Raw genomic sequence first — 18,272 nt, forward strand, 5'->3', positions numbered from 1 at the left:
AAGAGACCTGCTCACAGCCGGGTCCGTTGCTGGAGTGGCCGCGTTCCTTCCGGAACCCAGCGGGGCGGTGGCACTCCCGAATGGAACCGCAGCGGTCCGCAGAACTGGGGCAGATGGCCAATTCCCGGTACCCGCCCTGGACCCCACGACCATCCCGAAATACGTCACCGACCTGGTGATCCCGCCGGTGATGCCACAGGTTCGCCACCCGAAGGGGCACGGGATCGACACATATGTCATCGGCGTCCGGCAGTTCGACCAACAGGTCTTGCCGCCCACCCTGCCGTCCACCACTGTGTGGGGATACGGCTCGCTCGGGGACGAAAGGACCTTCAGCTACCCATCGTTCACCATGGAGGCCAAGGTCGGCCGACCTGTTCGCGTCACCTGGGTGAACGATCTCGTCGACGGTGAGGGCCGTTTCCGCCCGCACATGCTGGCAGCCGATCCCACCCTGCACTGGGCGAACCCGCCGGGCGGCAAGACCCGGCGTGATTCCCGGCCGACATTCACATCGACGCCGGGCCCGTACACCGGTCCTGTGCCGATCGTCACCCACCTGCACGGCGGGCATTCCACCGAGGAGAGCGACGGCTACACCGAGGCGTGGTATTTGCCTCACGCGAACAACACTCCTCCCGGATTCGCCACCGTGGGCTCGTACTACGACGAGTTCCGGGGGAAGTTCGCCCATGCGCACGGTGTGAAATGGGAGCCGGGCACCGCGATCTTCCAGTACGCCAACGACCAACGGGCGGCGACCCTCTGGTTCCACGATCACGCCCTCGGCATGACCCGGCTCAACGTCTACGCCGGGCTCGCCGGCTTCTATCTGTTGCGCGGCGGGGAGTGTGACCTGCCCAAGGGGGTCTTGCCTGAACCGGCTCCCGCCCACGGTGATCCACCGGACACCCGGTACCACGAGATCCCCCTGGCCATCCAGGACCGCTCGTTCAACTCGGACGGCTCGTTGTTCTACCCCACGAGCCGGGAATTCTTCGACGGGTTCGCGGGACCGTACATGCCCACTACAGATGTGTCCCCCATCTGGAACCCCGAGTTCTTCGCCAACACGATGGTGGTCAACGGCCGTACCTGGCCGAAGCTCGAGGTCGAACCTCGTCGCTACAGGCTGCGCTTCCTCAACGGATGCAACGCCCGGTTCCTGATCCTGAAGATCGCGGACAGCCCGACGGCCCGGCCGGCACAGTCGGCCGTACCGTTCTGGCAGATCGGCAACGAGGGAGGTTTCCTGCCCGGGCCGGTACGGCTGGAGCGGCTGCTGTTGGCCAACGCGGAGCGGGCCGACGTCGTCGTCGACTTCACCGGGATCCCGGAAGGCACCGAGCTGTACCTGGTCAACGAGGGAGCGGACCAGCCCTTCGGCCGGGGTGAACCAGGCGTGGACTTCCCAGTGGCGGATCCGGACACCACCGGGCAGGTGATGAAGCTCGTGGTCGGCCCACTGATGAGCAGGGACAAGAGCGTCCCGCCCGACCAGCTGACGCTGCCCGGGACCCGGCCGCTCGGTTCCGCGAGCGTCACACGGAGGCTCTCCCTCAACGAGGCGGCATCCAACAGCCCCCTGGCGCCGCCGGACACGCCGGTCCAGAACCTGCTCGGCACGGTGGACGCCGTCGGCAATCCGGTGCTGCTCGGCTGGGCCGACCCGGTCACGGAGAACCCGAGGCTGAACGCGACCGAGATCTGGGAGCTGCACAACTTCACGGTGGACGCCCACCCGATCCACATCCACCAGGTGGCGTTCGAGGTGGTGAACCGGCAACCGTTCAACGGATCTCCGGCTCCGCCGGAGATCTGGGAGCGCGGCTCCAAGGACACCGTGATCGCCTATCCGGGAGAAATCACCCGAGTGAAGGCTCGGTTCGATCACCCCGGTCGCTTCGTGTGGCACTGCCACATCGTCGAGCACGAGGACAACGAGATGATGCGGTCGTTCCACGTCGGAGGCACGCGCCCGAAGCATCACTGACAACGGCTGACACCATGAGGTGGATGGGTACTGATCGCCGCGTCCGAGGCGGGAGTTGAGCCGGTCGACCGGGGCCGGGCCGGCTCGAAGCACCACTGATCACGGCTGGCCGCAGTGCTCCGCTTGCGGTCCCGCTGACCGGCGGCAACCGCAACGACGTCACCTCACTCCTGACTCTGCTCGACGCGATCCCGCCGGTCCGCGGCCGGGTGGGCCGTCCGCGCCGCAAGCCGCCTCGATCGCGGACCTGGTCGCGGTCAATGTCGTGGTCGTAGCCGCGGTCGGCGAAGGGCGAGCCGGCGATCGCCCGGCGCGGCACTCGCCACGGCACCGGACTGGGCACCGGTGACCGCCGGGCCCGATCGAGAAGCCGTCAGGCCGAGGGTGGGCGCTGGCCCAGCATCGGGATCGGGTGGTGCCCGGCCCGGTCATGCCCGGGTGAGCACGATCTTCTTACCGCCGGCCCGTCCGGTGACCACCCGGGCGAACGCATCCGGTCCCTCGCTCAGCGGCAGGGGTTCCGGTGCGAGTTTCAAGGTTCCCACGGCGACCTGCTCCGCCAGCCGGACGAGCTGCGCGGCGTCGGGCTCGACGTAGAGGTCCCAACTCGTGATGCCTCGTTGCTCCGGAGGCGCGTCCGAGGTCAGGGAGCACAGGCGGCCGCCGTCCCGCACCAAGGGCAGGGCGGCGTCCGCCGTGCTGGTGGCGATGGTGAGGGCGGCGTCGAACCCGCCGCGTACCTTGGCCGGCCAGTTCGGGTCGTGGTAGTCGACGACCTCCGTCGCTCCCAGACCGAGCAGGCGCTCTGCGGCGGCAGCGGACGCGGTCGCGGTCACCTCGATGCCCTCGGCCGCGGCGAGCTGGACGGCCAGGGCTCCGGTGGCCCCGCCTCCGTTGGTGATCAGGAGCCGCTGTCCTCGGCTGAGGTCCAGCTTCTCCAGGGCCTGCACCGCGGTGAGTCCGTTGACCGGCAGCGCCGCCGCGTGCACGGCGTCCAGCCCGGGTGGGCAGGCTGCCGTGTGGTCCGCGTTGATCAGAACGCGTTCGGCCCAGAAGCCGCTTCCTCCAGGCAGCGGGGCCTCGTGTGCGAGCACCCGGTCGCCCACGGCAAACCCGGTGACACCCGCGCCGACGGCCAGCACCTTGCCCGCGCCCTCCACTCCCAGCGCCGCCGGCGGGCGCAGCCCCACGTCCCAGCCGGCGCCGTTGAGCAGTTCGTCCCACGGGCCGACCCCGGCCGCCTCAACCTCCACCAGGATCTGACCGGGCCCGGGAGATGACGGTTCGGGCAGCTCCAACAGGGCGACTTCCTTCTCGGCCCCGGACACTCCGCACGCCTTCACAGCAGATCTTTGTCCTCTCACTCAGCCCGGCCGACCGGGAGGTACGGGCCGGAAATCCGCAGCAGGCACCAGTGTCGACCTCGGAATCCCCTACAGGGTCGTTTGTGGCCTCAGCCGCGTTGGTGTCGAGCCTATGCAGCCAGTGGCCCAGAAATGTGGTCCATTCGAAGAGTGACCAGATGGGCCAATCGGGGAACGGATCTGCGCCTGGATGTGACCTCGGCGTCCCAGCCGCCGTGGACCACCGGCGGAAGCCTCCCGGATTCCGCACGCCGACCAGTATCCGCGCGCGTATCAGCCCACTCGCTCCTCCACCAGCTGCTCCTCGATCAGATCCGCGGCCCGGCGGGTGCCGCCCTCGGCGCGCACCTCGGACCACAGCCATGCCGAGCGCGCGGCGACCTGTGGATCGCCGATGAGTTCCATCAAAGCAGTACGCAGCGCCGCTCCCGTGACGTCCGCGGCGTCGATCCGGCGAGCGACACCCAGTTCGACGAGCCGGTCCGCGTGAAGGCACTGGTCGGCCCCGTACGGTACAGCGATCATCGGCACACCGGCGTACAGGCCCTGACCGCTGCTGCCCAACCCGGAGTGCGTCACCCACACATCCGCCTGCTCGAGCATCGCCAACGGCGCCCCCCACGGCTGCACTTCGAAGTTGCGCGGAACCCGCTCGGCCGCCTCCCCGCCACTGCCCGCCTGCAGCACCACATGCCACCCCGGGAGATCCGCGAACGCCGCCACACACTGGTGGTAGATCTCCTGCGGCCCGAGATACGCCGAGCCCTCCAGCGACACCAGCAACACCTTCTCCGCACCCGCCGGACGCACCCAGCCCTCCTGCCCCTGCCTCTGCCCCTGCCCGGCGCCGAAACACGGACCCACGAACGTCACCGCCGCGCTGTCGACACGATCCGCATGCGGCTGCATGGCACGCGGAATCATGGCCAGCACTCGCCGTGGAAAGCCGGTGAACTCCTCCACCTCCCCGCTCACCCCCCTGCACCCGGCCAGCCAGGCAGCGAAGCGCGCCCGGTACGCACGCCCTCCGGGCAGCTCGGCGAATGCCGCACCAACCTCTTCCCCGGCACCCTCCCAGGCCACCTGCGACGCGGACAACTGGACAAGGCCTCGCCCCTGGGCCTCGGCCAGCGCGCGGCCCGCATACGCACCGGCATCGTAGAGATACAAATCCGCGGGATCGTCGTCGTACACCGCGTGCAGCTGTGGCAGAACAGCCATCGCCTCATCGAGGAACAGAGAGGCGGACACGATGGGATCCTGCGGCCAGTCACGGCCGGCGACCGGCAAGGTGGACGCGACACCGACCAGCTCAGCGCCGGTCGAAGTGACCAACTCGCCGGCCGGACCGGCATTGGCATACGTCACCCGATGGCCACGGGCCACCAGCTCGCGGATGATCTCCAGGCCGGGCAGCACATGACCCGCCAAAGGCGTGCCGACCATAGCGATATGAGCAGAACGAGGCATAACCGGACTTCCTTGGATAGAGGTCTACGGAAGGCAAACGCCGAGAAGTCCGACCGGGCAACGCAGTACGCAGCGCCCGCGCACCTCTGCGCGGGGGCGCGCGGGAGCACGTGAAAGCGCTCCCCCAGTACGGCTGGATCATGGCGCCGCTCCCCCTGCGTTTGACGGGCTTTCAGTGACGTGTCGCGGCCCGCACGAGTCCGGCGACTGCCCGGGACCGGCTGTGGGGCGGCCATGCGATGACCGTCGTGACCGCCGGCGCGTCCAGCACCGGCACGGCGGCGAGGCCGTCGCGCAGTTGGGCCCGGCACGACTCGGGCGCGACCCAGCAAGCGCGGCCGAGCGCAATCAGCTGGAGCAGTTGTGCATGGTCGTGAGCCCGCGGGCCGGGGCCCTCCGGGTACACGCCGTCGGGACCGGGCCAGCGCGGCAGCGGCAGACCCGGCAGCCCGGTGACTTCGGCCATGCGCACATGGGTCCGGCCGGCGAGGGGATGCCCGGCCGGCAGGACCACCACCTGTCCCTCCGTGAGGAGATCCTCGGTGTCCAACCCGGCCGTGGTGTCGAATGGCCGGTGCAGCAAAGCCACGTCGGCCCGGCCGTTGCGCAGCAGTCGTTCCTGCTCGCCTATCCCGCACAGGAGCAGATCGACGGTGACCGCGTCGGGCTCGGCGGCGTAGGCGTCGAGCAGTTTCGCCAGCAGTTCGCTGGAAGCCCCGGCCTTCGTGGCGAGGACCACGGCGGCTTGGCCCGTCGCGGCCAGGGCAGCGCGGCGAGTGCGGCGCTCGGCGGCCTCGACCGCGTCCAGCGCCGCCCGGGCCTCCCGCAGGAGCACCGATCCGGCCTGGGTCAGGGTGACCGAACGGCTGCTGCGTTCCAGCAGCGTCGTGCCGAGCCGCCGTTCGAGCTGGCGGATCGCCCGCGACAGCGGAGGCTGCGCCATCCCGAGCCGCTGCGCGGCACGCCCGAAATGCAGCTCCTCGGCGACGGCGACGAAGTACCGCAACTCCCGTGTCTCCACACGCCGATGCTACTCGGCCCCCGACCAGGATCGATACCCGTGAGGTATTGCTGCCCACCCAATCGGTGTTGGCCCGGCCCCGCCGCGCCCGCAGAGGATCGGCCGTATGAACGAACAGACGATCGCGCTGGTGACCGGCGCGAACAAGGGGATCGGATACGAGATCGCGGCCGGTCTGGGCGCCCTCGGCTGGAGGGTCGCGGTAGGCGCCCGGGACGAGGAGCGGCGCGAGGCTGCCGTGGCGCAGCTGCAGGCGGCCGGCGTCGACGCGTTCGGCGTACCGCTCGACGTGACCGACGACGCAAGCGTGGCTGCCGCCGCCAGGCTGATCGAGGGCCGCGCGGGACGCCTCGACGTGCTCGTCAACAACGCCGGGATCACCGGCAGCGCGCCACAGATGCCCACCACGGTCGACGTCGCGACGGTGCGAGCGGCCGTGGAGACCAACGTGATCGGTGTCATCCGCGTCACCAACGCGATGCTGCCGTTGCTGCGCCGCTCCTCCTCGCCGCGGATCGTGAACATCTCCAGCAGCGTCGGCTCCCTCACCCTGCAGACCACTCCCGGCGCCGAAACAGGTCCGATCGCCGTCGCTTACGCGCCGTCGAAGACGTTCCTCAACGCCGTCACCGTCCAGTACGCCAAGGAACTGCGCGACACACACATCCTGATCAACGCCGCCTGCCCCGGCTACTGCGCGACCGACCTCAACGGCTTCCGCGGCGTCCGCACCCCGCAGCAGGGCGCGGCGACCGCCATCCGGCTCGCCACCCTGCCCGACGACGGCCCGACCGGCAGCTTCTTCGACGATGCAGGGAACGTACCCTGGTGACCTGGATCCGAGGATCCGTAGGCTGCAGATGACGTGCGCACCGCTGAGGCGGTGGCGGCCTCGATCAAGTGGGCGCGCACCGACACCCTCGAGCGGTGCATCAACCGACTGAAGCAGTGGCGCGGCGTCGCCACCCGCGACGTGAAGGCCGCGACGATCTACCTGGCCGGACTCCACATCGCAGGCCTTCGGCCTGCCTGGGGCGGGATGACCTGTGAAGGGCGATCATGAGTGCGAGGGATCCGAACGGCGGGCACGCGGAAGCTGCGGATCAGAGCGTCGCGGCGGTGGCAGGCGCCGGCGTCGCCGGTGGCGATGCGCCATTGGCGGGATGTGCGGCGCTGGTGACCGGTTCGTCCAGCGGCATCGGTGCGGCCACCGCGTTGTCGCTGGCGCGGCAGGGCGCCGCTGTGGCATTGGTCGCCCGCCGTACGGGGCGGCTCGAGGAACTGGCCGCGGTGATCCGTGATCGGGGTGGCTCATGCAGTGTCCTCACCGCTGACCTCGGCGACGCGGTGCAGGCACGCCGGGCCGTCGAGGACGCCGTGGACTGCTTCGCCCGGCTGGACGTGCTCGTGAACAACGCCGGATACGTAGCCATGGGCACCATCGAGGATGGCGACCCCGCAGACTGGGAACGGATGGTCGACCTCAACTTCAACGCCGTCCTGCACCTGTCACAGGCAGCGTTGCCCCACCTGCTCCGTGCGGCAGCAGACGGCCCGCGCGGGGCCGCCGATCTCGTGAACGTCAGCTCGGTCGGGGGCCGGGTGGTGCGCAGGAACAACGGTATCTATTCGGCGACGAAGCACGCGGTGGGCGCGTTCAGCGAGGCGCTGCGTCAGGAGGTAACCGGAAGAGGCCTTCGCGTGGGGCTGATCGAGCCGGGTATGACGGTGACCGAGATGGCGACCGGCCCCGGATCCGCTGCCGCCCGTGGCATGCCGCAGAACGCTTGGCTGCGTGCCGAAGACATCGCACGTGCCATCACCTTCATGGTCACTCAGCCTCCGCATGTCGCGATCAACGAAATCATGGTGCGCCCTACGGCCCAGGAACACTGACCGTCTGCGAGAGAGACGTACCCGAGCGAGCAGGAGCACAGATTCGGCCCCACCCATCCGACTCCCGCACGGAACTGACCCGGCGTCAGCCGGTCCCGATCCGCGGCACCCGACTGCTGCGCTCCGGCCACTGCCGTCGGCGCCCGAGCGGTCGCCCTGGGCACCTCCTACGACGGGCCGGCCTGACCGCCGACCGTGCCGACGGCCTGCCGGGGCCCGGCCGGAGCGGCGGCGAGGTTCGACAGCCGTACCAGGCTGGCTCGTCGCTGCACCATGCTCAGCCCGGTGACCACCGTGCCGAGCGCCAACCAGCCCGCCGGACCGGCGGTCATCACGCCGCCGGTCAGCAGTAGCGGCCCCACCGACTTCTGCACCGACTGGGACATCCCGGCCACGCCGAGGTAGGAGGCCCTGGCGCGCGGCGGGGCCAGGCTGACCGCCAGCTCCCAGGAACTGACCGAGCGCACCAACTCGGCGAAGGTGACCAGAATCGCGGCCGCCAGCATGGCGAATGTGGCCGACCAGACCCCGCCGCCCGTGGCGCTCGCAAGGATCAGGCAGCAGGCGAGAAGCGTCACGCCGTACCAGCCCACCGCTCCAGCCGCCCTGCGCGGGCCCTCGGCCCAGGCCGAGACGCGAAGCTGGAGGATCACGACCAACACGGTGTTGACCACCAGGAAGCCAGGGACGACAGCGTGCGGCGCCCTGGTGTGGTGCACCAGCCACAGTGGCAGACCGACGTTGAGTACCGAGTCGTCCAGGTTCATCGGTATGTCGAGCAGCACGAAGAACAGGTAGCCGCGGTCTCGCCAGGGACTTGGTGCGGTCGGCGGTTGGTCAGCGGCGCCGGTGTCGCCGCGCGCCACGACCAAGCCGTGGCCGGCCGGCTCCCGCGTCCGCCGGACCAGTGCCGCGGCCAGGGCGAAGGAGAGCGCGTTGGCCAGGATCAGGGCACGGTAGGCACTGATGGTGCCCACAGCGAGCCCGAGTGCCGCGATACCCGCGCCGAGTGCGTATCCGGCATTGGCCACGCTGCGGAACAACGCCTGGTAGGTCGCTCGCCGTTCACCCGCGACCCGGGTGGCGAAGAGCATCTCCAGCGTCTTGGCCGCCCGCTCCCCCAGGCAGATCAGGGCGACCACGAACAACAGGCTCGTGAAGCCGTTGACGACCAGCAGCAGACCCATCATGCCCAGTCGCAGCAGGTGACAGCCGATCAACAGGCCGCGCACCGGCAGCCGTTCGGCGGCCCGTCCTGCCAACGGCGACCCAGCGATCCCCGCAACCGCCGCTACGCCCAGCAGCAGCCCGAGTTGACGCGCGTCCAGCCGGCTCACGAAGGTGAAGTACAGCACGGAGACTGCGGCCCACATCCCTGTCCCGGTCCGGTCCACGCACTGCGCGAGCAGCATGAGCCTCGCGTCCCGGCCCCCTGGCGGCCGTCGAAGCTGCCCTATCAGCCCATCCCCTGCCCACCGCATGGCGAGGCCCCCGTTCCATCGTCCCATCAATCTCGACGTCAAGATACTTGATGTCGATAGACTTTGTCAGCGGGCGTCGCAGCCGACTGTGTACGGCACTGACGCACCAGTCCGGAGCCAACATGCCGCACATCGGCCTAATGACCCGCTCGGGTGTGCCGACCAGGTCATCTTGTGGCAGAGGCGGTGGTCGGGGTGGTGACAGAAAGGATGTGGCGAACCGGGCCATGAGCGAGGAGAGCGTGGACCGGTCGGAGGGCTTCGGCGAGCGGCTCCTGGGCCTGCTGCTGGACAGGGCGCGACTGATGCCGCCGCAGCTGATCGCTCCGCTGATCGCGGAGGAGGTGGCCAGGTTCGGCGGTCGTGACGTTTCCATCCTGCTGCAGGACTACGCGCAGGAGTTGCTGGTGCCGCTGCCGGGCAGGCAGCTGCACGTCAGCCAGCCCGAGCCGGTGGACGCCTCCCCCGCAGGCCGGGCCTTCCTGCGTGCGGAGATCGTCGAGGTGCCGCAGGCCCATGGCGTACGGATGTACCTGCCACTACTGGACGGCAGCGACCAGGTGGGGGTGATGACCCTCACGTTGGACACAGTCGGCGACGACGACCGGCGCCTTTTGGGCAGGCTGGCCGGCCTGGTCGCCGACATGCTCGTCACCAAGAACGCCTACACCGACCAGTTCTTCCTGGCCCGGCGCCGGGAGCCGATGAGCGTGTCCGCGGAGATCCAGTGGAGCCTGCTGCCGCCACTGACGATGTCCATTCCACAGGTCTCGGTCGCCGGCATCCTGGAACCGGCCTACCGCGTCGCCGGCGACAGCTTCGACTACGCCCTCAACGACGACATCCTGCACATCGCCGTGATCGACGCGATGGGCCACGGCCTGGACGCCGCAGTGATGGCGACCGTGGCCATCGGCGCCTACCGGCATGCCCGGCGCGTGTTCGTCAGCCTGGCCGAGAAGTACGCGTTCATGGACGATGCCGTCTCCCGGCAGTTCGGGCCCGACCACTTCGTCACGGCGCAGTTGATGCACCTGAACACCGCCACCGGTGAGTTGGAGCTGGTCAACGCCGGCCACCCCGCGCCGCTGCTGATCCGCGACGGCCAGGTCCTGCAACAACTGGAGAGCGCGACGACACTGCCCGTCGGCTTCGGCGGTGAGGCGCCCCGGATCAGACAGCACATGCTCCAGCGGGGCGACCGGGTGCTGTGCTACACCGACGGCATCATCGACGAGCACGTCAACGGCGGGGAACCCTTCGGCGAGGAACGCCTAATCCGCTGCGTCAACCGCCTGGGAGAGGACCCGTCCGAAGGGGCGCGGGCCGATCTGCGCCGGCTCTCCCACACCCTGAAGAGGGAACGAGGCGGGCGCACCAGCGACGATGCCACCCTTTTCATGATCGAGTGGCGCGGGGGTGCCGCCGACCACCTCGCCGTTCTCGACTGAGCACCCCGACGCCAACCGAGTCCGGACCGGACAGGGGCGCCCACACGGACGACGACCACCCCGCCCTGCCCGTGCTCCCGCCGTCGCCGTCGCCGTCGCCGTCGCCGTCGCCGTCGCCAGAGGATCGCTGCACATGAGCCTCGGCTGCGTGATCGCCGGACGCGACTCGCGTCCGGCAGTTGCGAACTTGGCGACGTACTCGTCGAAGGGCTCGATGCCGGCTTGCGCACCCTTCGTCGACAAGTGCGCGGTCGCGCAGAAAGGCCAACTCTCCTCGGTGCGGACGCCGGAGAACGGGGTGGCTGCTCAGTCCGCCGTAGCCAGCTCCACCGCCAGCTCCACCGCCGACACCACGTCGGCCCGGGTGGGCGCCCCGGAGGAGCGCCGTACGACGCGACCGGTGCGGTCGAGGACGAGCACGGTCGGCGTGCGCATCACCTCGACGCGACGGACCAGGTCGAGCCGCGTCTCGGCGTCGATCTCCACATGGCGCACGCCGGGCGTCCCGGCCGCCACGCCGGCAAGCAGTCGCCGGGTGCCGGGGCAGGTCGCACAGAGGGCTGTCGAGAACTGCACCAGCGTCGCCCGCTCGCCGAGTGCCACACCCAGCTCGCCGGAGGACAACCGCAGCGCGTCGCCCCGGCCACCCTCGCGCAGCCTGCCGCCGCGACGGGCACGGACGAGCCCGAAGACGGTCGCGGCCGCCGGCACGACGACGGCCACGATCAGCCCGGTCGGATCGCTCACGGCCGCCTCACCCGCGGCTCAGCCGGGCCCGGCCGCGGACCGCGAGCAGGTACAGCTCGCAACCCAGGCAGTAGCCGAAGGCGGCGTTCAGAAAGGCCGCCGCGAGCGCCGCCGCGCTCGCGGCGATGCCGAGCCAGGTGGCACCGGACAGGTAACCTGCCGCCCCGACGACCGCGAAGGCCAGGCCGACCGCCTGCGCGAACCGCGGCGGCCGCTCGTCCTCGAGTTCCTGCGGCGGCCCGAGACGGGGACGCACCAGCCGACGGTAGAGCCAGCCGTACGGGGACCAGCGCAGGCCCAGAACCACGCCCAGGGCGAACACGACGGCCTGCGCCGCGAGCAGCACGCCGCTGTCGGTGACCAAAACCAGAATCAGAACGAGGGTCGTGAGCACGGCGGCGAAGCGCGGCCCACGCGGGTCCACGCGGACGGGCACACCGAGGCTGCGATCGGGCATGACGGACTCCGGGACGGTAGGGACGGCAATGGCGAATCGGGCGCGCGGTCAGCGACACGCGGCGGACCACACCCGACCGAAGTCGATGTGTGCTCTGATCACCAGGAACGTCGCGGAGAACATCCCGTCATTGCAGCAGCCACCCCCGCCACGGTCAATCACCGCCCACCTGCCGGACACGCGGGCCGATCGAACGCCGGCGCTCGCCGCCGCTCAGCGCGGCCGGCCTCGTTGATCCGGCCCAGATCCTCGCCCAGTGCGATCGCGGCCGAGGTCGTTCGTGTATGAGGAACCACATGCCCGAGAGGTCAACGGCGCGCTTCCACCCGTAGGTTGACTGAAGAACGCCGATCGCGATCCCATCAAGGCCGCCTGCGAAGACGGGGTCAGGACGCGCACCACGACGCGCGGTTCACCGGCGAGCGACAGCGGTATGTGCAACGGCTGGCCAGGAGCCACACTGCGGTCTCGTTGCCGGGCGATGCGGTGAGCCGGCTTTGACTCGGCCGCCGCCGTAACACGTTTCATCTCGCGCCATTCGCAGCGACACGCGTCGACGAAGGGTGAGCAGGCGTCACCAGATCCCCCGTACGGGCTAATAGTGTGTCAATATGCATGCATTTCTGGCGTATTTGGCACCTGGATCAAGCGGCAACGAGGGCCGAATATGCCCCGATTGGCGTCATGGCGCACGCTTTCCGATATGACCGATATGACAGCCGTGGGTACGTTTGGTCGCAGTCGGCTGACGAGCCGGCATCTCCGAGACAGCAGACAGGAGAAGCGACATGAAGCTCGCTCGTTCCACCATGGTGACCGCCGCTACCGGGGCCGCCGCGGCACTTGCCGTGACCGGCATCACCTACGCCTCGGCCGCCTCCGCCCCCGCCTCGGCACCGCAGGCGGCCCCGGCCGCGGCGGCACCCTTCGACAGCGGCACCCAGGGCAACGGAAACAACAACGGAAACAACAACGGCAACAACAACGGCAACGGTAACGGCAACAACAACGAAAGCAAGGGCAACGAGGGCAAGGGCAACGAAGGCCGCGGCAACGAGCGCCGGGGCCACGAGGAGCGCCGCCACGAGGAGGGCCGGATCTTCGTCAACGAGCGGTCCTACTCCGCTCACCCGGGTGACTGCATCACCGTGGTCAGCGGCCTGGGCGCCAAGACCCTCAACGTCCGCAACGAGAGCCACAAGCGCGTCGAGGTCTTCCGCGGCGCGGTCTGCGACAACGGCGCCCCCATCGCCACCGTCGGCCCCCACAGCTCCAGCTTCGGCGTCGACGACCTCCACATCAAGGACATCCACGTCAAGAACGGCATCGTGGCCAGCTTCCGCGTGACCTGCGGTCACGGCCGCGGAGGCGAGGGCGGCGGCGAGGAGGGCGGCGGCGAAGGCGGCGGAGGCGAGGGCGGCGGCTGGGACTGACCCGAAACCGACAACACCATATGAGGCCCCGGCCCGCCGGAATCGGGCCGGGGGCCCAGTTCCCACCATTGTCCGACACCTCACCCGCCATGCACGCATCAACAGGCCCGGACACCAGGCATCACGCCTTGGTGTCCGGGCCTGTTGGTACGTGCATGGAGAACCGCGGGCGCGGCTCAGCGTGCCGCGGGGTTGCCCTGGTGAGTGAAGGCGGCCCAGAGGTGGGTCTCGTGCAGGTCTGCACGGGCGGCCTCGCGGTGCAGCGGATCACGCAGGCCGGGCGGGGGCCGGCGGTCCGGGTTGAGCATCCACAGCTGGGCGGCGCGCAGCGCGTCGGCGGGAGCGAGGTCCTCGCTGGTGAGGAAGTGGTGGAAGACGGCCATCATCAGCGCGGTGGCGCTGTCGTTGACGGCCCAGCGGGAGCCGACCACGTCGGCCGCGCCCCGGGCTACCAGGGCGGTGGAGAGGGTCAGTGCCTCGTCGTGGTCGCCGGTGCTCAGGTCGGTCTCGCAGGCGCTGAGCACGACCAGCGGGCCGTCCGGGCCGGGCGCCGCGGCGTGGTCCAGGATCCGGGCGACGGTCAGCTCGCCGTCGGCCAGCGACAGCGCCGATCGCGTAGGACTCGGACCGGCCACACCGTGGCAGGACACATGCACGACCGCCGCCGGCTGACCGCCGCCCGGCAGCACCGCCAGCAGGTCCTCGCAGCTCCCCGGGGCATCCGGCACGCCCTCGGCCGCCACGAACTCGCCGTAGCGCCGGGCGTCCGGGTAGCACGCCGAACGCAACGCCTCCGTCTCGATCTCGGCCCACACCAGGCTGAGCCGCGGGTCGGTGACCAGCACCCTGCGCCCGGTCGCGGGCAGCCGGTCGCGGGCGGCGGCCCGCAGGAACTGCGCCCCGGACGGGGCGTAGCTGAACACCGCGTCCTGACAGGCGTACGAGTAGCCCCCCAGCGGAATGTGCTTGCGCGCCGCATGCCAGGGGACGACGCCGAGCGGCCCACAGGGGATCAGTACGATCCGGGGTGGCCGGCCGAGGGGTTCCAGCGAGTCGAGGACCGGTCCCACGGCAGCGGGCCAGGCCCAGTCGCACAGCTCGCTCAGCGTCGCCTTCCATTCCGTCTCGGCGGCCTCCCGCGCCGCACGCGACGCGTCCGGGGCGGCCGCCTTGCGGGAACGGTCGGCGGCGGCGGCGAGGTAGCGCTCCAGCTGGTGGCTGCCGGGGGAAAGCAACAGAGGCAGGGCGAGCACGGCGGGCTCGGCCCCGCCGGGGCGCAGGATCAGCGCGCGTCCCGGGATGTGGGGGCGGAAGCCCTCGCCGGGGAGCAGGTAGACCAGCGCGTCGGCCCCCGAGGCGGCCAGCGCGGCGGTCAGTGCGGCGGTGTCCGGAGTGCCGAGCAACTCCCGCGCGCCGGTGCCGTTTCCCGCCCCCAGTGCGGCGAGCGCCTTGCGTCGCAGGCTGCTCGGCAGCTCAGCGCCGAGGGCCGAGGTCACGACGGCCGCTCTCCTCGGCCGGAGCGGATCCCCCTCAGCCTGATCCCCCTCAACCGGATCCCACTCGCCCGCGTCCCCCTCAGTCCGAGCCCCCTCGGTCCGATCCCCCTCGCCCGGACCTCCCTGGAGTGGATGCCGTGGTGCCTGCGCCCGCCACCGCTCGGCCAGGTCGGAGTGACCACGGTCCGCCAGCAGCCCGGGCACGCCGTGTGCGGCCGCGGCCGTCTGGAGCACCAGGGCCCGACCCAGCTCCAGCGCCTCCACGGCCTCGGCGGGGCGGCGGTCCTCGGCGCACCGCAGAGCCAGCCACAGCACGTGGCCGGTCGCGGCCCGTGCCACCGACAGGGAGTGTTCGGCCCCGAGTTGAAGGAGGACATCGGCGGCCATCAGCTCCAGGGCCTCGCGGCGAGTGTCCAGACTCGCCTTCCGGTCCTCACTCGCGCGCGGGCCACCGGTCACCGCGCTCATCCAGTGGGCCGCGGACAGCTCCGTCAGAACCTCGACGTTCAACGGCGGGCCATGGCCTTCGGCGGCCAGGGCGCGGACCCGGCTCAGCTCGGCGATACACGGGTCGAGCAGGCTCAGGTCGCTGCGGTGGGTTGTCGCGCGGAGCATGGCCTGGCCGAGGGCGAGCCGCAGCCGGGCTTCGTCCCAGGGCGACGTACGCGATTCCTCGATCACCCGGTGGACCTCCGCGATGGCGCGGTCGATGACCTCTCGGCGAGGGTCGGCCCTGGCCAGCTCGGTCATCAACTGGGCCCGCGTAGCAGGGAAGTACGGTGCGAACAGCGGCGGGACCGTGGCCGGATCGATCTCCACCGCCTCCCGCAGGTACCGGGCGGCGGCACGGAGGTCGGCCTGATCTCCGGTGCGGGCGGCACGTTCGCCGTGGGCCAGGCCCAGCGTGCCGGTGATGACGAAGCGTGTGCCCGCGTCGGGCGCAGGGGAGGCGTACCGGTCGCTCAGCGTCTGGATCAGGTCCTCCGTCGCACGGGCCAGCGCAGCCTGGTCCCGGCTGCGGTGGGCCAGTTGGAACCCGGTGAGGAGGCTGAACAGCGCCTGGACGTCGTCGTGTTCATCGCTGGCAGACAGCCCCTTGGCCATCGACAGCGCGGCCACGCCGTCCTGGAGGCTGCCTCCGAGCCTGGCAGCGGTGGCGACGCGATGGGCGAGGAGGGCGGTCAGGAACCGCCGGGTGGCCGCGGCCGTCTTCCCGTCCGCGGGAAGGGCGTCGATCCACTCCCGCAGCCATGCCACGCTCCGCTCCACGCGCGCGATCTCGCCGTTCGATACCCACAAGTTGTCGATCGAGGTGGACAGGATCAGTTCCAGGCTCAGCTCTCGCCGCCAGGCCGAACGCGCCGCGGGGTCGGGGTCCGGCCGCATCGCGGCCGCGTCCACCTCGCCGAAGTCCAGTGTTTCGGGCATCCGGAGGTTTCCCGCCACCAGCAGGGCCGCATGGAACTTGGCGACGCGGATCCGCTCGGGTGCGTCCGCAGGCAAGGCGTGCAACACCTTTCCGGCCGCCTGCGCCGCGCCGTGGACGCGTCCGACGAGCGACGGGAGATCCTGCCCGCCCGATCTGAGTGCGGCGAGCAGGTCGCGCAGCGGCGTGAACTCCGGCTGGTCCAGGCCCAGAGCCGCCAGTTCCCGGCTGGCGTCCGCCATGGACACCCGGAAATCGTTCACGGTGACGCACATCCATTCCAGCAGGTGCGCGAAACCCACCGCGTCCCGGCGCGCCCAGTCCGCCGCCCCCTGGAGAGCGTCCGCCAGCGCCTCCTCCACGGGCTCCCCACAGGGCAGCGCACTGGCCGGCCCCGCCGCCTCCTCACCGTCGTTGCCCTCCTGAGGCGGGGACGGCGAACTTCCCCCGGGCCGGCCGGGGAGCGAGGACAGCATCGTCGCCACGCTCTCCATGACGGCCACCATGCTCTCCCGCGTCGTCAAGTCCCCGGCGACGATGCGGGCGAGAACGTTCAGGGCCTCGGTCAACTGCTCCCGCAGGGATTCGGCCAGGGCGGGCGGTCCCGAGCCGTCGCGCACCTCCGGAGGAATGCCCGGTGGGATGAGCAGTTCGGCCAGGTTGCCGCGGGCCATCATGGCGAGCCGGTCGTTCAGCGGTCTGGCGCGGTCGGTCCACCGCAGATGGCTCAGGGCGGCCGCCCGCTCCCGCGGATCGGCGTGCGGCCGGCCCTTGAGCTGCGCCTTCATCAACAGCCCGAGCCAGGGCACAACGGCCGCACGTGCCGGGTCCTCCGCTGGCAACAGCTTCTCCACGGTGGCCAGATGCTCGGTCACGAGCCGCAACGCGGCCGACTGTGGATCCTTCCGCGCGTGGGGCCACAGCTCGTGCGCCTGACGGACGGCGACGGCGGCCCAGGCCCGAAGCCCCGCGAGGTCTGACTCGCCGTGGTCCGGCTGCTTCTCTTCGGTCATGCATCCCCCCGGCGACCGACGATCCCAGCCCGCTCCCCCGCAACGGTCCTCGACCGGGCCGGGGCGGTCACTGGCCGAGGACAGGTTAGTGCCCTGGTGGCCTGGCTGGGGTCGGGATACGGTGCCTCGTTCCCCGAAGGACTGGCCAAACTGGCTGCAGACGCGATGGGCGGCGCGGGTGCGGTCAGTCGCTCTTCCGGTAGTTCATGAACCAGTGGGTGTCGAAATAGCGGGCCATCGTGAACGGATGGTGCGGGTCGACGAGGATGCGGCAGACGAACTCCGCGGCCTGGCAGTCGAAGGGGACGTCCTCGTTGTCGAAGGTCCGGACGACGACGGGCCAGCGGTCGGGATCGTCGCCCTCGGTCCTCCAGCAGTACTGGTCCTCGTGCTCCGTGCCGGCCCAGATGAGCAGCCCGTCCTCCCTGAGATGCGTCCACGGCTCCTGGTTCAGGTCCAGGTATGCGTCGAAGGCGCCCACGCCGAACGTTTCGACCATACGCTTGTAGTCGCCCGGGAATGCGGTGCCCAGGCGCGACTCCACCTCGGCCCAGTCCATGTCCGGCCGCTGGGCGGGCTGCGTCCAGCCGGTGATCTGTATGAGCCGCTCCATCCAGTCGACGTCCTCGTCCTCGTCCGGAGCGACCGCCACAGGTTCTGGCACGTCCCTGTGAGCGACCACCAGGACCGGCCGCTCGACCCCTTCGGCATCTCGCGCCGTACCCGTGCCGACCCACTGATCGCCGTACGCCCACGCCTGCATCTTCACGGCCCGGTCCTCGAAGGGGACGAGGAGACCGGCGCCGCTGGAATCGTCCACCGTCGGATCGGTGAAACCGTCGAGGACGAGGGTGCGCGGAGCGCCGTACCTGTTGGCGAGCAGGTCGGTCAGACCCTGCGGGTCCAGATCGGTGGACAGGTACATGTAGCCGTCCCCCAGGCCGAGCTGGGCCAGCAGGTCGTCGACGGTCGCTTGCGTGAGTTCCATGGTGGACAGTGAAGCGCAGCGCACTGACAACGGATG

At 70.5% G+C, this 18,272-nt stretch carries 14 protein-coding genes and 1 pseudogene; 7 read left to right on the forward strand and 8 right to left on the reverse strand.

The features are described from left to right. Nucleotides 1–190: 190 nt before the first annotated feature. Together A6P39_RS04935 and A6P39_RS04940 are read left to right on the forward strand one after the other, a co-directional pair. Nucleotides 191–1,993, forward strand: a complete 1,803-nt coding sequence (locus A6P39_RS04935) for a multicopper oxidase family protein (RefSeq protein WP_199840824.1) — start codon at nucleotides 191–193, stop codon at nucleotides 1,991–1,993. A 45-nt stretch (nucleotides 1,994–2,038) separates the two neighbouring features. After that, a pseudogene (locus tag A6P39_RS04940) lies at nucleotides 2,039–2,334 on the forward strand (transposase); the annotation flags it as partial. Between the two features lie 87 nt (nucleotides 2,335–2,421). Here the strand turns inward: A6P39_RS04940 and A6P39_RS04945 are convergent. The 3 genes from A6P39_RS04945 to A6P39_RS04955 form a co-directional block, all read right to left on the reverse strand. Next, the gene (locus A6P39_RS04945) at nucleotides 2,422–3,321 is read right to left on the reverse strand and encodes an NADP-dependent oxidoreductase (protein WP_159396086.1); all 900 of its coding nucleotides are present in this window, start codon (nucleotides 3,319–3,321) and stop codon (nucleotides 2,422–2,424) included. A gap of 309 nt (nucleotides 3,322–3,630) precedes the next feature. Continuing rightward, nucleotides 3,631–4,803, reverse strand: a complete 1,173-nt coding sequence (locus A6P39_RS04950; protein WP_067047121.1) for a macrolide family glycosyltransferase — start codon at nucleotides 4,801–4,803, stop codon at nucleotides 3,631–3,633. Between the two features lie 196 nt (nucleotides 4,804–4,999). Continuing rightward, nucleotides 5,000–5,848 carry a LysR family transcriptional regulator gene (locus A6P39_RS04955; RefSeq protein WP_067047118.1) on the reverse strand — a complete coding sequence of 283 codons (849 nt, stop codon included), beginning with the start codon at nucleotides 5,846–5,848 and terminating at the stop codon, nucleotides 5,000–5,002. A gap of 106 nt (nucleotides 5,849–5,954) precedes the next feature. On the opposite strand from A6P39_RS04955, the gene A6P39_RS04960 reads away from it, so the two are divergent. Genes A6P39_RS04960 through A6P39_RS04970 form a run of 3 tightly spaced genes read left to right on the forward strand, consistent with a single transcriptional unit; the run spans nucleotide 5,955 to nucleotide 7,744 of the window. Continuing rightward, on the forward strand, nucleotides 5,955–6,680 hold the full coding sequence (locus A6P39_RS04960; protein ID WP_067047115.1) for an SDR family oxidoreductase: 726 nt from the start codon (nucleotides 5,955–5,957) through the stop codon (nucleotides 6,678–6,680). A gap of 33 nt (nucleotides 6,681–6,713) precedes the next feature. Continuing rightward, complete coding sequence (locus A6P39_RS04965; RefSeq protein WP_067047112.1) at nucleotides 6,714–6,911, forward strand: hypothetical protein; 198 nt, start codon at nucleotides 6,714–6,716, stop codon at nucleotides 6,909–6,911. Then, nucleotides 6,908–7,744, forward strand: a complete 837-nt coding sequence (locus A6P39_RS04970; protein WP_079133449.1) for an SDR family NAD(P)-dependent oxidoreductase — start codon at nucleotides 6,908–6,910, stop codon at nucleotides 7,742–7,744. Before A6P39_RS04965 ends, A6P39_RS04970 begins: the two co-directional genes overlap by 4 nt. A gap of 167 nt (nucleotides 7,745–7,911) precedes the next feature. Here A6P39_RS04970 and A6P39_RS04975 read toward each other — a convergent pair whose 3' ends face one another. Then, nucleotides 7,912–9,156 carry an MFS transporter gene (locus A6P39_RS04975; protein WP_067047106.1) on the reverse strand — a complete coding sequence of 415 codons (1,245 nt, stop codon included), beginning with the start codon at nucleotides 9,154–9,156 and terminating at the stop codon, nucleotides 7,912–7,914. A gap of 296 nt (nucleotides 9,157–9,452) precedes the next feature. Between A6P39_RS04975 and A6P39_RS04980 the strand changes: the two genes are divergently transcribed. After that, entirely contained in the window at nucleotides 9,453–10,676 is a 1,224-nt protein-coding gene (locus A6P39_RS04980; protein WP_067047102.1) for a PP2C family protein-serine/threonine phosphatase, read from the forward strand. A gap of 306 nt (nucleotides 10,677–10,982) precedes the next feature. On the opposite strand, the gene A6P39_RS04985 is transcribed toward A6P39_RS04980, so the two are convergent. Together A6P39_RS04985 and A6P39_RS04990 are read right to left on the reverse strand one after the other, a co-directional pair. Continuing rightward, on the reverse strand, nucleotides 10,983–11,423 hold the full coding sequence (locus A6P39_RS04985) for a thioredoxin family protein (protein WP_067047098.1): 441 nt from the start codon (nucleotides 11,421–11,423) through the stop codon (nucleotides 10,983–10,985). Between the two features lie 7 nt (nucleotides 11,424–11,430). Next, the gene (locus A6P39_RS04990) at nucleotides 11,431–11,880 is read right to left on the reverse strand and encodes a DUF4395 domain-containing protein (protein ID WP_067047095.1); all 450 of its coding nucleotides are present in this window, start codon (nucleotides 11,878–11,880) and stop codon (nucleotides 11,431–11,433) included. A gap of 788 nt (nucleotides 11,881–12,668) precedes the next feature. Here A6P39_RS04990 and A6P39_RS04995 point away from each other — a divergent pair. Further along, entirely contained in the window at nucleotides 12,669–13,313 is a 645-nt protein-coding gene (locus tag A6P39_RS04995; protein ID WP_067047092.1) for a hypothetical protein, read from the forward strand. A gap of 176 nt (nucleotides 13,314–13,489) precedes the next feature. Here the strand turns inward: A6P39_RS04995 and A6P39_RS05000 are convergent, their stop codons facing one another. Together A6P39_RS05000 and A6P39_RS05005 are read right to left on the reverse strand one after the other, a co-directional pair. Further along, complete coding sequence (locus tag A6P39_RS05000; protein ID WP_067047089.1) at nucleotides 13,490–17,248, reverse strand: CHAT domain-containing protein; 3,759 nt, start codon at nucleotides 17,246–17,248, stop codon at nucleotides 13,490–13,492. A 184-nt stretch (nucleotides 17,249–17,432) separates the two neighbouring features. After that, a complete protein-coding gene (locus tag A6P39_RS05005; RefSeq protein WP_067047086.1) occupies nucleotides 17,433–18,236 on the reverse strand; it encodes a hypothetical protein in 804 nt (267 codons plus the stop codon). Nucleotides 18,237–18,272 lie beyond the last annotated feature (36 nt).

Origin of the sequence: Streptomyces sp. FXJ1.172 (genome assembly GCF_001636945.3) — a bacterium.
Classification (GTDB): domain Bacteria; phylum Actinomycetota; class Actinomycetes; order Streptomycetales; family Streptomycetaceae; genus Streptomyces.

Bases quoted from the DNA above. Each gene is read 5' to 3' on its own strand.
- A6P39_RS04950 (WP_067047121.1), bottom strand. From the start codon at position 4,803: ATGGTCGGCACGCCTTTGGCGGGTCATGTGCTGCCCGGCCTGGAGATC.
- A6P39_RS04960 (WP_067047115.1), top strand. From the start codon at position 5,955: ATGAACGAACAGACGATCGCGCTGGTGACCGGCGCGAACAAGGGGATC.
- A6P39_RS04980 (WP_067047102.1), top strand. From the start codon at position 9,453: ATGAGCGAGGAGAGCGTGGACCGGTCGGAGGGCTTCGGCGAGCGGCTC.
- A6P39_RS05000 (WP_067047089.1), bottom strand. From the start codon at position 17,248: ATGACCGAAGAGAAGCAGCCGGACCACGGCGAGTCAGACCTCGCGGGG.
- A6P39_RS05005 (WP_067047086.1), bottom strand. From the start codon at position 18,236: ATGGAACTCACGCAAGCGACCGTCGACGACCTGCTGGCCCAGCTCGGC.
- A6P39_RS04995 (WP_067047092.1), top strand. From the start codon at position 12,669: ATGAAGCTCGCTCGTTCCACCATGGTGACCGCCGCTACCGGGGCCGCC.
- A6P39_RS04990 (WP_067047095.1), bottom strand. From the start codon at position 11,880: ATGCCCGATCGCAGCCTCGGTGTGCCCGTCCGCGTGGACCCGCGTGGG.
- A6P39_RS04975 (WP_067047106.1), bottom strand. From the start codon at position 9,156: ATGCTGCTCGCGCAGTGCGTGGACCGGACCGGGACAGGGATGTGGGCC.
- A6P39_RS04935 (WP_199840824.1), top strand. From the start codon at position 191: ATGCCACAGGTTCGCCACCCGAAGGGGCACGGGATCGACACATATGTC.
- A6P39_RS04970 (WP_079133449.1), top strand. From the start codon at position 6,908: ATGAGTGCGAGGGATCCGAACGGCGGGCACGCGGAAGCTGCGGATCAG.